Annotated in this window: 11 protein-coding genes; 5 read left to right on the top strand and 6 right to left on the bottom strand. The window is 62.2% G+C overall.

The genetic code is table 11. From position 1 onward, the window contains the following. Positions 1–71: 71 nt before the first annotated feature. The 4 genes from AYM40_RS23565 to AYM40_RS23550 all read right to left on the bottom strand — a co-directional run bounded on the left by AYM40_RS23565 (position 72) and on the right by AYM40_RS23550 (position 7,070). Positions 72–1,709 (bottom strand): efflux transporter outer membrane subunit, encoded by a 1,638-nt coding sequence (locus AYM40_RS23565; protein ID WP_420488504.1) that lies wholly within the window; start codon positions 1,707–1,709, stop codon positions 72–74. Beyond that, on the bottom strand, positions 1,706–2,929 hold the full coding sequence (locus tag AYM40_RS23560; protein WP_063498645.1) for an efflux RND transporter periplasmic adaptor subunit: 1,224 nt from the start codon (positions 2,927–2,929) through the stop codon (positions 1,706–1,708). The genes AYM40_RS23565 and AYM40_RS23560 overlap by 4 nt, the downstream gene beginning before the upstream one ends. Positions 2,930–2,977: 48 nt before the next feature. Then, complete coding sequence (locus AYM40_RS23555; protein WP_063498644.1) at positions 2,978–6,205, bottom strand: efflux RND transporter permease subunit; 3,228 nt, start codon at positions 6,203–6,205, stop codon at positions 2,978–2,980. Between the two features lie 430 nt (positions 6,206–6,635). Beyond that, positions 6,636–7,070, bottom strand: a complete 435-nt coding sequence (locus tag AYM40_RS23550; protein ID WP_063498643.1) for a VOC family protein — start codon at positions 7,068–7,070, stop codon at positions 6,636–6,638. Between the two features lie 151 nt (positions 7,071–7,221). Between AYM40_RS23550 and AYM40_RS23545 the strand changes: the two genes are divergently transcribed. Continuing rightward, positions 7,222–8,097 carry a LysR family transcriptional regulator gene (locus tag AYM40_RS23545; RefSeq protein ID WP_063498642.1) on the top strand — a complete coding sequence of 292 codons (876 nt, stop codon included), beginning with the start codon at positions 7,222–7,224 and terminating at the stop codon, positions 8,095–8,097. A 153-nt stretch (positions 8,098–8,250) separates the two neighbouring features. Next, the gene (locus tag AYM40_RS23540) at positions 8,251–8,622 is read left to right on the top strand and encodes a hypothetical protein (RefSeq protein WP_063498641.1); all 372 of its coding nucleotides are present in this window, start codon (positions 8,251–8,253) and stop codon (positions 8,620–8,622) included. A gap of 31 nt (positions 8,623–8,653) precedes the next feature. On the opposite strand, the gene AYM40_RS23535 is transcribed toward AYM40_RS23540, so the two are convergent. Next, positions 8,654–10,366 carry a SulP family inorganic anion transporter gene (locus AYM40_RS23535; RefSeq protein WP_063498640.1) on the bottom strand — a complete coding sequence of 571 codons (1,713 nt, stop codon included), beginning with the start codon at positions 10,364–10,366 and terminating at the stop codon, positions 8,654–8,656. Between the two features lie 770 nt (positions 10,367–11,136). Between AYM40_RS23535 and AYM40_RS23530 the strand changes: the two genes are divergently transcribed. From AYM40_RS23530 to AYM40_RS23520, 3 genes are all read left to right on the top strand, one after another. Then, the gene (locus tag AYM40_RS23530) at positions 11,137–11,475 is read left to right on the top strand and encodes a helix-turn-helix domain-containing protein (RefSeq protein WP_236721063.1); all 339 of its coding nucleotides are present in this window, start codon (positions 11,137–11,139) and stop codon (positions 11,473–11,475) included. Beyond that, complete coding sequence (locus AYM40_RS23525) at positions 11,462–12,721, top strand: type II toxin-antitoxin system HipA family toxin (RefSeq protein WP_063498638.1); 1,260 nt, start codon at positions 11,462–11,464, stop codon at positions 12,719–12,721. Before AYM40_RS23530 ends, AYM40_RS23525 begins: the two co-directional genes overlap by 14 nt. A gap of 180 nt (positions 12,722–12,901) precedes the next feature. Beyond that, on the top strand, positions 12,902–13,759 hold the full coding sequence (locus AYM40_RS23520) for a PA4780 family RIO1-like protein kinase (protein WP_063498637.1): 858 nt from the start codon (positions 12,902–12,904) through the stop codon (positions 13,757–13,759). Here the strand turns inward: AYM40_RS23520 and AYM40_RS23515 are convergent. Beyond that, positions 13,729–14,793, bottom strand: a complete 1,065-nt coding sequence (locus AYM40_RS23515; RefSeq protein ID WP_082855259.1) for a substrate-binding domain-containing protein — start codon at positions 14,791–14,793, stop codon at positions 13,729–13,731. The two genes, AYM40_RS23520 and AYM40_RS23515, sit on opposite strands and share 31 nt — an antisense overlap. Positions 14,794–14,835: the final 42 nt, after the last annotated feature.

Here is a 14,835-nt window from a genome sequence, read left to right as displayed (position 1 = left end):
CCCTTGTCTCTGCATTATACGAAACGCCTCGTTTTGCTCTTTCCTGTCTGGCCGTGTCATTGCCGGGCGGCTCACTTCGCGGGAGCCATCGCCTCCTGCGTGTTCGCTGTGTTCGCTGTGTTCGCTGTGTTCGCTGTGTTCGCTGTGTTCGCTGTGTTCGCTGCGTTCGCTGTGTTCGCTGCGTTCGCTGCGTTCGCTGCGTTCGCTGCGTTCGCTGCGTTGCTGGGCGGCTGGGCGTCCGATACGGCCGTGCCGGCATCCCAGCCGCCGCCCAGCGCCTTCACCAGCGAAACAGAGAGGGTCATCTGCTGGCCGTGGATCTGCACGTCCTGACGCTCGCTGGTGAGCAACGACTGCTGCGCGGTGATGACGTCGAGGTAGGCGACCAGGCCGCCCGAATAGCGGTCGTTGGCGAGCGCCAGCAAATGCTGCGCATCGGTCACCGCCTCGTGCGACTGCTTCGCCGCGCCGTCCAGAACCGACAGGCCTGTGATGCCGTCCTGCACCTGCTGGAACGCGTTGAGCACGGTTTGCCGGTAGTTCGCCTCGGTCGCCTTGTAACCTTCGCTCGCAAACTGGACGTTCGCCGCGCGGCGGCCACCGTCGAACAGCACCTGGCCGACCGCCGCACCAAGCGTCCACGCCAGTGTCGGCGCGCTGAGCAGACTGGCGAACTGCGTGCTTTCCCAGCCGATGCTCGGCGTCAATGTCAAGCTCGGAAAGAACGCCGCCTTGGCGACGCCGATCTGCGCGTTCGCCGCGGCCATCGCACGCTCTGCCGATGCGATATCCGGGCGGCGTTGCAATACGTCGCTCGGCACGCCAAGCGGAATCGCCGGCACCTGCGTGTCGAGCACTTTGGGTTCGATAGCGAACTGCGGCGCAGGCACACCGACCAGCGCGGCAATCGCATGTTCAAACTGCGCGCGCTGATTCAGCAAGAGTTGCGCCTGCACACGTGTCGAATCGAGTAGCGATTTTTGCTGCAACACGTCGAGCCCGGACACCGAGCCGAGATCGTGCTCGGTCGTGACGTAATCGAGCGCCTTTTGCTGCAATTTCACCGACTGATTCAACACGTCGATCTCGGCGTCGAGTTCACGCAGCGAGAAATAGTCGGTGGCGAGATCGGTGGTGAGGACCAGCCGTGCGTTGGCGAGGTCGTCGGCCGACTGCTGCGCGGAAGCCGCGGCGCCTTCCACCTCGCGACGGATCCGGCCGAATAGATCGGTGTCGTAGTTGATCGACGGGCCGAGTTGCAGATTGTTCTGCACCGTCGACACGGTCGGCGTGCCGTAGTTGGTCAGCGGGCGGTCGTGCGAAATCCTGAAGCGCGACCCGGTCGCCGCCAGATCGACTTCAGGAATCTGCTGCGCACGGGTGTTCGCCAGCGTCGCCCTGGCCTGCGCGTAGTGCGCGCTCGCCGCGACCAGCGTCTGATTCTGCGCGAGCGCCTGCGTTTCCAGCGTGCCGAGTGTCGGATCGCCGAAGCCGCTCCACCAGTCGAGCGAGATCGGCGCATGCGCAGGCGCCGCGACGCGCCAGTACGAATCGGTTTGCCAGGCCGGCGGCACCTCGGCTTGCGGCCGCTGATAATCCGGGCCGACTGTGCACGCGGCCAGCAAGGCCGCGCTCGCGGTGGCCGCAAGCGCCGTTAGCGATGTGAGCGCCGTCAGTGCCCGGCAAGCGCCCGCCTGCTTCGCGATCACGACGCCCCCTTGCCGCTCTTGCGCGGCTGCGCGATCTGCACGTGATCGCCGTCAGCGATCGAATCGCTCGGGTTGATGATGATCCTGTCGTTCGCCTCGATCCCGCTTTCGATTTCGAGCGACTGCCCCAGGTCCCGCGCGATCACGATCTTGCGTAACGCCACATTACCCTTCGCATCGACCACCGCGAGCCGCGGACCTTCGGCGCGAAACAGCAACGCATTGCCCGGCACCATCAATTGCGCATGGGCAACCGCCGGCACAGCCACCTGAACGTACGCGCCGGGCCGCAGCTTGTCGTCGGGATTCGGCAAGGTCACTTCGATTTGCAGCGAGCGGGTCGGCACGTCGATCGCGCCGGAGATGTGCGTGATCGTGCCGTGGAACTGCTGACCCGGCAATTCGGCCTGCGTGACCACGACCTTCTGTCCGACCGAGACGTTTTGCGCGTACGCCTGCGGCAGTTGCACATAGACCCGCAGCGGATCCGATTGCGCCAGTGCGAACAGCGCGCGACTCGTCCCGCTGCCCGCGTCGATCAGGTCGCCGACGTCGACATTGCGCTGCGTGACCACGCCCGAAAACGGCGCGACGATGCGCTTGAAGGATTCGAGTTGCCGCAAGCGCTGTACATTGGCATCGGCGGCGGCGAGGTTGGCGATGTCCTGCGTGTACGTGCTCTGCCGTTCGTCGAGTTCCTGCTGCGAAACCGCATCGCGCTGACGCAATTGTTGCCAGCGCTCCAGCGAAGTTTTGGCAAGGCCGAGACTCGAACTGGTTTGCTGACGCTGCGCCAATGCCTGTGCGAGTTCCTGATCGATTTCCGGCGTATCCAGATCGGCGAGCAGTTGCCCCTGCTTCACGCGCGCGCCGATATCGGCATACCAGTGCAGCAGATAACCCGTGGAGCGCGCGTAAATCGGCGACTCCACGTAGCCGCGCAAGGTACCCGGCAACAAGGTGTTGCCGCCGCCTTCCGTTTGCGTCGGACTCACCACGCTCACATACTGCGTGGCGTTCTGCTGCGTCGTTTCGGCGACCGAGCGGTTTTGCAAAACATTCGCGATCACCGTGCGCAACGCGCCCACGGCGAGCAGCGCCAGCACGATCCAGATGGCGATTTTGGCGCGCTTCCATTCGCGATTGCGCGGCGGCAAGGCGTGGCCGCCTTCGGTCTCTCGGGCGGGAATCGCCAGCGATGCATGAGTTTTTTCGGTCATCTCAGTCAGCCATCTCTGTCAGCCATCTCTGTCAGCTGTCAATTAACGTTACGCGGGTTTGCCTTCGCCGCCGTGGTCCGGAGCGGGGCCGTCGTTGCCGCGGCCCTGGCTGCCCGTCGTGTCTGTGTCGTCGTCGCGGTGGCGCCGCGCAAGGCGGGTATGAACGCCCGCGAACACGAGCGGTACGAAAAACAGCGTGGACACGGTAGCGAACAGCAAGCCACCGATCACTGCGCGGCCCAGTGGCGCATTCTGCTCGGCGCCTTCACCGAGACCAAGGGCCATCGGAATCATGCCGATGATCATCGCGAACGCGGTCATCAGCACCGGCCTGATCCGGCTTGCCCCGGCTTCGAGCGCGGCGGTGAGCGGCGGTGCGCCGGCGGAGAGCCGCTGGCGCGCGAACGACACCATCAAAATACTGTTGGCGGTGGCGACGCCCATCGTCATGATCGCGCCGGTCAATGCCGGCACGCTCAAATGCGTACCGGTCAGGAACAGCATCCATACGATGCCCGCCAGTGCCGCGGGCAACGCGCTGACGATGATCAGCGGATCGACCCACGACTGGAAATTCACCACGATCAGCAGGTACACCAGCACGATGGCCATCGCCACGCCGATCCCGAGACCGAAGAAGGAACTGCGCATGGTCTGCACCTGCCCGCGCAAGGTGATCTGGCTGCCGCGCGGCAACGAGGCCCGCACGTTGTCCACCAGTTTGTCGACCTGAGTGGCCACGCTGCCCAGGTCGCGCTTTTCAACGCTTACGTACAGGTCGATCACCGGCCTGATGTTGTAGTGCGTGACTTCTGCGAACTGATTCTGCGGCGAGACCCGCACGAGGTTGCCGAGCAGTTGCGTCGGACCGTTGGCCGAGCCCGAGACGGGCGTGCGCAACAACTCGTCGATCGACGACACCTGATACTGCGGCGTTTGCACCGCGACGCTGTATTCGACACCGTTCCTGTTGTTGAACCAGAAACCCGGTGAGGTTTGCGAACTGCCGGACAAGGAAATGAGCACATTTTGCGCCACATTGCTCGCGCTCAGATTGAGTTGTTGCAGCCGGGTGCGGTCCATCTGAAGATTGATCGCCGGTTCGTCGAGTTTCTGCTGGATGTGGGTATCGACGGTACCGGGAATCATGCGCACCTGTTTCAGCAGCTTGCGCGCAACATCGAAGTTGCCCTGCTGATCCGCGCCGGAAATCTGCACGTCCACGGCGGCGGGCAGGCCGAAGTTGAGAATTTGCGTGACGATGTCGGCCGGTTGAAAGAAGAACTCGACGCCCGGAAAGCGCTGCGGCAGGATCGCGCGCAGTTTGTCCAGATAGCGTTGCGTCGGCTTGTGGTTCTCGTTCAAGGCCACCTGAATTTCGCCGTCGAGCGTGCCGATCGTGCCCGCGTTGCTATACGAGAGATTGATACCGCTATACGGCAAGCCGAGGTTATCGAGAATCGTGCGGAGCTCCGCAGGCGGCACGACCTCGCGGATCACATTCTCGACCTGGTCCGCGAGACGCGCCGTTTCCTCGATGCGCGTGCCGGTCGGCGCACGCATATGGAGACGAATGTCGCCAGCATCGACGCTCGGAAAGAAGTCTTCGCCGAGCACGAAAACAAGACTCATCGACAGCGCGCAGAAACCGAGAAACAGGCTGCCGAACCTGCCGCGGCGCACCAGCACGCTGCTGAGAATCATGATGTAGGTGGAGCGCATGCGCTCGAAGCCGCGATCGAAACGCAGATAGAGGCGTCGAAACAGACTCGGCCTGGCATCGGCCCTGGGCTTGTGCGCGTGGCCCATCAGCAGCATCGCCAGCGTCGGCACCAGCGTACGCGACAGAACGTACGAAGCGAGCATCGCGAACACCACCGCTTCGGCCAGCGGCACGAACAGATAGCGCGCGACGCCGGTCAGGAAGAACATCGGCACGAATACGATACAGATGCACAACGTCGAGACGAGTGCCGGAATCGCGATTTCGCCGGCGCCGTCGAGAATCGCATCGTGCAGATTCGTGCCCATATGCAGGTGCCGTTCGATGTTTTCGATCGTCACCGTTGCGTCGTCGACCAGAATCCCGACCGCCAGCGCGAGGCCGCCCAGCGTCATGATGTTGATGGTTTGCCCGAGCGCGTGCAGGGCGATCAGCGAGGACAGAATCGACAGCGGAATCGAAATCGCGATGATGCAGGTGCTGCGCCAGTTACCGAGAAATAGCAAGATCATTGCAGCGGTCAATGCGGCGGCGACCACCGCCTCACGCACCACGCCCTGCACCGCCGCTTTCACGAACACAGACTGATCGAACAAGGCCGTGATGTTCAGGTCCGGCGGCAAGGCAGCGCGCGCGGCAGGCAGAATGCCGTGCAGCGTATTGACGATCGAGAGTGTCGACGCACTGCCGTTCTTCAGCACCGACATCAGCACGCCGCGGTGTCCGTCCTGCCGCACGATATTGGTCTGCGGCGAGAAGCCGTCGCGCACGTGCGCCACTTCACGCAGATAGGTCGTCGCGCCATTGAGCGTGCGCACCGGAATGTCGTTGAGCCCCTCCACCGTAGCGGGTGAGCCGTTCATGTTGATCGTGTATTCCTTCGGCCCGATCTTGGCCGTGCCGGTCGGCAGAATCAGGTTTTGCGCATTGAACGCGCTGACCACATCCGAAGGCGTCAGGCCTTTTGCGAGCAACGCGCGCGTGTCGAGGTCGACCGAGATCAGGCGCGATTTGCCGCCATACGGATATGGCACGGCCGCGCCCGGAATCGTCACCAGTTGCGGGCGCAGGAAGTTCAGCGCGGTATCGTTGAGCGCCTGCTCGGAGAGCTTCGGGCTCGACAAGCCGAGCTGGATCACCGGAATGCTGGAAGCCGAGTAGCTGATCACCAAAGGCGGCGTGGCGCCCGGCGGCATCTGTTTGAGCTGCGCTTGCTCGACGGCCACGGTCTGGGCGATCGCGGTCTGGATGTTCGCGTTCGGTTGCAGGAACACCTTGAGAATTGCGATCCCCGCAAGCGACTGCGATTCGATGTGCTCGATGTCGTTGACCGTGGTGGTCAGACTGCGCTCGTTGACCGACGTGATGCGGTTGGCCATGTCTTCGGCCGACAAGCCCGTGTAATTCCAGATGATGCTGACCACCGGAATATTGATTTCCGGCAGCACGTCGACCGGCGTGGTCAACAGCACGAATGGCGTTGCCAGCAAGATCAGAATGGCCATCACGATGAACGTGTATGGCCGCTTAAGCGCAACGTTGACGATCCACATGAAACGCGCCCGAGAGAATGCCGATAAGAAATTGAATCGCCGTGACTGGAAGGCCGCGCTGTTTCAGCATTCGACATGCCGAAGCCGGCAAACATGAAGCCATGTTGCCGGAGCCAATGCTCGCGCCTCTCCCGGTGAATCAGGTCCTATGCTAGATCGATAGCACCAACGCCTGCATGGCGCGAAAATGGCGAAATTGTCAGGAAGGCTAATGTAAGGATTCGCAGGACTTCAAACACATGTGGCTTCATGAGCCGCAAACGTTTGATGAAGTGTAGATAGGCGATTTTAAGGGGGCAATTAAAGGCATGCCTCGCCAAGCGTATGCGAGACATGCCTCGATATTTTGTTGCGCGATGCCAATACCTTACGTTCAGGTCGAGCCTATGCGATCACCGTCCGGGCGGTTAGGCCCAGCCTTGCACCAACATTACTTCGCAAACAGCGACGACATATCCGCAAACGCCTTGAATTCCAGCGCGTTACCCGACGGATCGAGGAAGAACATCGTCGCCTGCTCGCCGACCTCGCCCTTGAAGCGCACATGCGGTTCGATGATGAAGTCGATGCCAGCCTTTTGCAGCTTGTCCGCGGCGGCCTGCCATTGCGCCATCGAGAGCACCGCGCCGAAATGGCGTACCGGCACCGCGTCGCCGTCAACCTTGCTGGTCTGCCGGTGGCCGACTTCCTCCGGCGCGAGGTGCGCGACGATCTGGTGGCCGTAGAAGTTGAAGTCGACCCAGTCCGGCGAGCTGCGCCCTTCCGGGCAGCCGAGCAACTCGCCATAGAACTCGCGTGCGGCGGCAAGGCTATGCACAGGAAACGCCAGATGGAACGGCGGCAAAACGGTTTCGGCAACGGTCATGATGGGAAAACTCGCAGGGGGATAGTGGAATGACGCATCGCGCCCACAAAGGTGCACGCGTGAGGCCAATTTTAACCATGACTAAAAATGGTGAAAAACGATATATATTTGACCTGACTAACACCAAAATCGATCAATCGACCCATCTTCGATGCTCAGCGAACTCAAGACCTTTATCGCCGTCAGCCAGTACGGCACGTTTTCCGGCGCGGGCGCGCGCATCGGCCTGACGCAATCCGCCGTGAGCGCGCAAATGCAACGGCTCGAAGAGGAACTCGGTTTCGCGCTGTTCGACCGCACGGGCCGCTCCGCCACGCTCAACGACGCCGGCCGCGAAACGCTCGCACTCGCCGAAGAAATGATGACGCTGTACAACCGGCTCTCGGAGCGCAGCGCAGGCGTGGCCGAAAGTGGGATGTTGCGGGTGGGTGCGATTGCGTCCGCGCAAGTGTCGTTTCTCGCCGACGCGCTGGCCCGCTTTCGCGACGACCGCCCCGGCTGGCGGATTCGCGTCGTGCCCGGCGTGTCGCTGGGTTTGCTCGGGCAGGTGGACTCGGGCGAGCTCGATCTCGCCGTCATCATCAAACCGCCGTTCGCGCTGCCGTCCGAACTGGAATGGCGCACGCTCGTCACCGAGCCGTTCGTGCTGCTGGCGCCCAAGGCGCTCGCGCGTGGCAAGCGGTCCTGGCGCGAGCTGCTCAGAAGCGAGCCGTTCATCCGCTATGACCGGGGATCGTTCGGCGGCAGGCTGGTCGACCGCTTTCTACGGCGTGCGCGGCTGAACGTGCACGACGTGATCGAACTGGACGAGTTACAGGGTATCGCGCAACTGGTCGCGCGCGGCATCGGCGTGGCGCTGATGCCGAATACGGCGGGACTCGGCAGGTGGCCCGCCAGCGTCACCGCGCTCGAACTCGGCGACGCGACGTTTCACCGTGAAATCGGGCTCGTGCAGCGTCCACGGCATAGCCGGCAGGCGGTGGCGGGGGTGCTGGCGGATTGCATCGGTATAGCCGCGGGGGGTTGAGTTGCCTGGCCAGCCTGAGTGGACGGGCCGCTCGCGATCAGGTTCGGCATTGCCGGGATCAAGCTGCTGACTTCGAAAGGCTAGCCGCGCCTTCGCGGTGCGCCCGCTCTGCGATACTGTCGCCTTGATGACCCGAGTGGACACACGAACACGATGAGCGGTGGCAATGACCTGAATCCGGCAGCGCATCCGGCAGTGAAGCACTCGCCATTGCAAAAGCGGCTTTATCTCGCGAGCGCGGTTGCGCTGTTCGCCGGCCTGATCGCCGCGGCGATCATCTATGCCATGGCTCCGGCGCCAGACAGCGCCGTCGCCATGTACAGCATCGCAGACCCGCGCTATCAGATCGAATTGCAGCGCATCGGCGGCAACGCGGCGGTGCTGATGGCCCAGCTTCATCAGTGGTTCAACGGTCTTTGGCATGGTAAGACGCTCGCATACACGGTGGCCGTGCTGGGCGCCTTGCTCTCGGGCGCATGCTTTTTTATCGCTTACTTCTTTGCCGACGAAGAGCCGCAAGCCTGAAGCAATCCACCGCGTCAGGCGAAACTGGCGCTTACAACGCCTCTTTAACGTGCTTACCCGGTTGCTCCACCCCTGCCATGTGTAGCGCTTCATGCAGGGTGCTGAAAATACATCTTGCTTCAACGACCGGCGTAATCCCATGCCGATCCATATCCGAGCGCAAGTACTGGTTCACGCGCGCGAAGATCACTTCGATGCCGCTGCGCTTTAGCGTCTCGCAGAACTCGCCGATCGAACGCGCCGCCGAATAGTCGAGGTCGGTGATCGCACTCGCGTCGATCACGAACCAGCGCACCGCGCTCGGCGCGTGATCGATCAGGCCGCCGGTGTCGTCGACAAAAAAGTGGTCGTTCGCGTAGAACAGATCGGCGCCGAAGCGATAGACGATCAGCCCCGGCGCAGTCTGGAGTCCTGGCGCGGCCGCTACCGGCACCCAGATGCCGTCTTCGCCGGGCACGAGGACCATGGTGTGCGGCCGGTAACTATGCCGCACATGCCGCAGCAGCGATAACGCGACCGCCACCAGAATGCCGTGCTCGACGCCGATCAGCACCACGGCCGCCGCGGTGAACACGGCCAGCGTGAATTCACCGGGACTTTCGCGGCGAATCGAAAACAGCGTCTGCAGGTTGATCAGGCCGATGGCGATCGTAAACACAATGCTGGCCAGAACGCAGTGCGGCAGGTACTGCAGATATCGGCTGAAAAACAGCAGCACCACGACCACCACCACCGCGAATACGACCTGCGCGAACTGGCTGCGCGTACCGGCGCGATCGGCCATGGCGGTTTGCGTCGGACTGCCGTTCACGACGAAGGCGCCGGAAAACGCCGCCGCGGCGTTGGCGGCGGCAATTCCCAGCAGATCGGCATTGGTATCGACGGTTTCCTGATAGCGCTCGGCGAATACGCGGCTCGCGGCGGCGCTTTGCGCGACGATCATCACGAAGCACGAGGCGGCGACCGGCAGCAGATCGAGCATTTGCTGCCACGTGACCGAGGGCATGCGCAGCGGCGGCAATCCACCTGCCACCGGCCCCAGCACGGCAATACCGTGCGCCGCGAAACCGTACACATCGCTGGCAGCGATACCCGCCACCACCGCGATCAACGGCACCGGCACGCGTGGCAAAAAGCGCTTGCAAACCAGAATGGAGACCACCACCAGCGCAGAAATGACGAGCGTCGGCAGATTGATCTGCGCCGACTCGCGCACCACGAGCGCGAGTTGATCGACGCTGCGCGCGGCATGCCCGGGGACGCCGACCATGTCGCCCAGCATGGCGATGCCGACCTGCACGCCGACGCCGGCGAGGAAGCCGACCAGCACCGTGCGCGAGAGAAAGTCAGCGAGAAAACCGAGCTTGAAGATTCGCGCGATGAACAGGAGCGCGGCAGTGAGCAAGGCGACCATCCCGGCGAGCGCCGCATATTCGGCGCTCGAAGCCGGCGCCATGGTCGAGAGGCGGCTTGCAAAAATGGTGGCGGTGGCGGAGTCGGCAGCCACCACGAGGTGCCGCGACGCGCCGAAGAACGCGAACGCGATAAGCGGCAGAAAGACGGTGTAAAGGCCCGTAACGGCAGGCATGCCGGCAATGCGCGCGTAGCCGAGCACCTGCGGAATATCCATCGACGCCAGCTGCACGCCGGCCAGCGCATCGCGCGCCGCAGCGGCACGGCTCAAAGGAAGCATGCCCTTCAGTACGCCAAGACGTGTAGTGATATTTGCCAGAAAATCTCGCATGCGCGGTCGTGCCCCAAACTTAGGTTATCGCGCATCGTGCCGTGACTCGGCACACAAAGGCAAGGATTGAGGCCTTGATCAGTTGAAGAAAATGGCTAAAACCGGCAATGGCTCCGAACTCGCCACTGGAATCGCCCCACCTCGGCTTAGCGCTTGAACTGCCCTGTCAGCGGATCCACATGTCGCGCAAAACCGAACAACGCGACGATGCAGATCGGACAGGTGATGATGAACACGGCTAACATCTCGCACCCCGTAACAAATTGTTACGGCGAATTTTAAGCGATTGCCATGCGAATTGAATGGGGGAAAACGCAATACACTGTTGCCGCCAATTACAACATCGTTACACGGCCGGCGTCTGCACGACAGCAGTGCCGAGCCACGTGTAGGCTGCGTTGGTGCCCCTGTGCCGAACACGTCGTCAAACAGCGGCAAGCCCATGCCGATCTGCTTGCTGAAACGCAGGCGGCCCTAAGCCGACGAATTCAACCCCAGGCCGTTGCTGAAGGGACTGGCGGGGTAGGAAGCCGGTTTGAAGGAGTCCACCGGTTGTTGAACACTCAGGTTTGTACGATACTTCAGGCAAAAGCCTAATTTATGCCTGAAATATCGTACAAAACCTCGGAATTTTGAGGTACCTTCAACACGCCTAGAACGTCCGGGCCCAGCTTTCTTGTCCGATACTTTTGACATAGTCATGATATTTGCCTAATCTATCGGACATGCCCCGCACCTTTCAACGTCCCTTTCCGTCGGTCGAGAAGCAGATGCGCGCTCTTGGCGAACGGCTGAAACTCGCCCGTCTGCGGCGTGAACTCCCAACCGTGCTGTTCGCCGAACGGCTGGGCATTTCGCGCGACACGTTGAGCCGCCTCGAGAAAGGCGATCCGAATATCGCGCTCGGCACCTATATGCGGGCGCTTCGCGTGTTGGGCCTCGACAAGGACATGGAAGCCATCGCCCGCGACGACGAACTTGGGCGCAAGTTGCAGGATCTCAAGTTGCCGGGTCAGCGCAAACCGCGTACGAACACGCCCGGCGCCGTTCCTGTCAAAACCGGGCAGCCGACAAAAAAACACCCGAAGAAATCTGATGGTCAGCAATAAACGTCGAGATGCGTTCAAGGTATTTCTCGACGCAACCGAACTGAGCAGCCTGCAACAGGTCGGCACCTTGTATCGCCAGACTGCACGTACCGACTTGCCTGCATCGTTTGCCTATGCAAAGAACTGGGTAGATGGGCGTAACGCATTCATGCTCGACCCGCGCCTCGAGTTATGGACCGACGAGCAATACCCGCCCGCGAAGTCCGCCGCATTCGGCGTCTTCATGGATTCAGCACCGGATCGCTGGGGCCGCGTGCTGATGGAGCGCCGCGAGGCCGCGGCGGCAGATCGTGAAGACCGGCCCATGCGCAATTTGCAGGAGATCGATTTCCTGCTGGGCGTACACGATCTGACGCGAGTCGGCGCGCTGCGGTTTCAGGACACGGAGGGACATTTTCTCGACAACAGCGCCGAGGCCGCGCCGCCGGTCACCGACCTCGCGACCCTGGCGTATATCAGCCTGCGCATTGAAGAGGCGGATATCGAAAAACTGCCCGAATACGAGCAGTGGCTCGCCATGCTGATCGCGCCTGGCACCTCACTCGGTGGCGCTCGTCCGAAAGCCAACTTCACCAGCTTGGGCAACGATCTCTGGATCGCCAAATTCCCCGCGAAAGACGACCGTTATGACATCGGCGCGTGGGAATACATCGCACACCGGTTGGCCAGGAAAGCCGGCATCTGGGTGCCGCAATCCGAACTCAAGTACGTCGGCGCACGTTATGGCACGTTCTGCGTCGAACGATTCGATCGCCGTGAAGGCAGCCGGCGCATGTACACCTCCGCCATGACCTTGCTCGAACGTCAGGACGGCGAATCGGAAGCCAGCTATCTGGACATTGCCGAGTATCTTGCCGGCAACGGCGCGCAAGGTCATATCGACGAAGATCTCGCCCAGCTCTTCAGAAGAGTCGTTTTCAACGTACTCGTGGGAAACCGGGACGATCATCTTCGCAATCACGGCTTCATTCGCGAGGCTTCGGGCTGGCGACTCTCGCCGGCATTCGATATGAATCCAAACCCGAGCAAGCGGGAACACGCGCTCACGCTGGACGGGTTGAGCGCCCTGCCGAATCTTGAAACCGCGATCGAAACCGCTGAGTTTTATCGACTCGACGACGCGCAAGCGCGCCGCGTCGTTGCGGAAGTTCAAGACGCCGTCAACACATGGCGGGAAGAAGCCACCGCGCTGAATCTGTCCCGGCCCGAAGTACAGCGAATGGAGTCTGTATTTCAGGCGGCGTGATGCCCTCGCATAGCGGCCACACGTACAGGGCGTGCCGGTCGCATCCGGCACCTTGACGCTCGTGTTCCGGCACATGTCTCCATACCCCTTATAATCCGGCATGACCCGAATCCCGCACCGTCTCCCCTCGCAATCGGCCCCACACGGCCGATCAGCCACGCACCGCTCTCCGGCGGTCGCATGAAAACACCCAAACGTTTGCTCCCTCTGGTCGAAGAAGGCCTGATCGACGAAGTCATCTCGCAGTTGATGAGCGGCAAGGAAGCCACCGTCTACGTAGTCCGCAGCGGCGAATCCACGCGCTGCGCGAAGGTCTACAAGGACGCCAAACAGCGTAGTTTCCGCCAGGCCGCGTCCTACCGCGAAGGCCGCAAGGTCAAGAACAGCCGCCAGCAGCGCGCGATGGAAAAAGGCAGCCGCTATGGCCGCGAAGTGCAGGAACAGGCTTGGCAGAACGCCGAAGTGAATGCGCTGTTCCAGCTTGCCAATGCCGGCGTGCGCGTGCCGCAGCCGTTCATCTGCACCGACGGCGTGCTGCTGATGGAATTGGTGACCGATGCGGACGGCAACGTCGCGCCGCGTCTGAACGATGTCGAGATGAGCGAAGCACGCGCCCTCGAATTGCATGCGCTGCTGCTCAACCAGGTGGTGCGCATGCTGTGCGCCGGCATGATTCACGGCGACCTGTCCGAATACAACATCCTGCTCGCAGCAGACGGCCCGGTGATCATCGATCTGCCGCAAGCCGTGGATGCCGCCGGCAATCTTGAAGCACCGGCCATGCTGGAGCGCGACGTGAACAACCTCGCCACGTATTTCGGCCGCTTCGCGCCCGCGTTGCTCGACACAAGTTACGGCAAGGAAATCTGGTCGCTGTACGAAGCGGGCGCGTTACACGTGGACGCCGAGTTGACCGGCCGTGTCGAACTGGACACCACGCCGATCGATCTCGAAGGCGTGCTGCAGGAACTCGAAGACACGCGGCTCGACGAAGAAGCCCGCTTGCGCTACGAACAGTCGCTGCGCAGCGGCACCTGAGCCGCCCCTGCACCTCGCATAAGCGCTCCCGGCGCTTGCGCCACCGACTCCCGCATCGTCACGCTCACCGGAAACTCGCGGAAGATTTCCCACGAGGTCCGGTAGCACTGATTGACCAGCCAGCGCACGGCATTCTGCGTCAATTCCGCCGTCGGGATATGCACCGAAGTAAGTCCGGGCGAGGCATACGCGGCCGAATAGTCATCGTCGTAGCCGATCACGGAAACTTCGTCCGGCACGGCAATGCCTGCCTGGTGGAAGCGCGCCAGCGCGCTCACTGCCATCGTGTCGTTCGCGCAGAAGAGCCCGGTGAAACGCCGCTTCGAATCGAGCAGCTTCTGCCCGGCAGCGTAACCGCCCTCCGGCGAGAAGTCCGATTCGATCAGCGTGACGTCATCGCGGGCGATGCCCTCGCGCAACAGTTCGGCAAAGAAGCCTTCGAGCCGGGTCTGATTGTCCGAAGCGCTGAACGGCCCGGAAATCACCGCGATATCCCGATGCCCGTGATCGAGCAGCGTGCGCGCCGCCAGTTCGCCGCCGCGCCGATGATCCGCGCAAAACGACGCCTCCGGCAATTGTTCGAACGCGCGATTCAGAAACACCATCTTGGGATGCATGCGATGCAGCATGTCCAGATCGTCGTCGTGCAGATCGTGGCTGATCACCACCACGCCGTCGCAATCGCGGCCGATCAGAAAGCGCACCGCGTCGATGGCCTGCTCGCGCGGCGACACATCCCCGCAACCCGTTGCAACCACCACGTGGCGACGCACCGCGCGAAGTTCGGCGTCGGTCTGCTTGAGAATCGTGCCGTAGCAGGAACCGAAGAAGGTCGGCACGAAAATACCGATCATGCCGAGCGATTGAGTCGCCATCGCCCGGCCGATAGACGACGGCCGGAAATTCAGCGCTTCGACAGCGGCCTTCACACGGGCGGCGGCATCGGCTGAAATGGGTCCCTTGCCGGAAATGGCTCGTGAGGCAGTCGACATGCCGACGCCAGCCAGTGCCGCGACATCTTTGAGTGTTGCCACGCGGGTCTCCGTCAAGCCGGTTGTAGTCAACGACGCAGCATC

The organism is Paraburkholderia phytofirmans OLGA172, from assembly GCF_001634365.1.
GTDB lineage: Bacteria > Pseudomonadota > Gammaproteobacteria > Burkholderiales > Burkholderiaceae > Paraburkholderia.
Note: the sequence above shows the minus strand (reverse complement) of the source record. Positions and strands in the feature narration are given on the sequence as shown.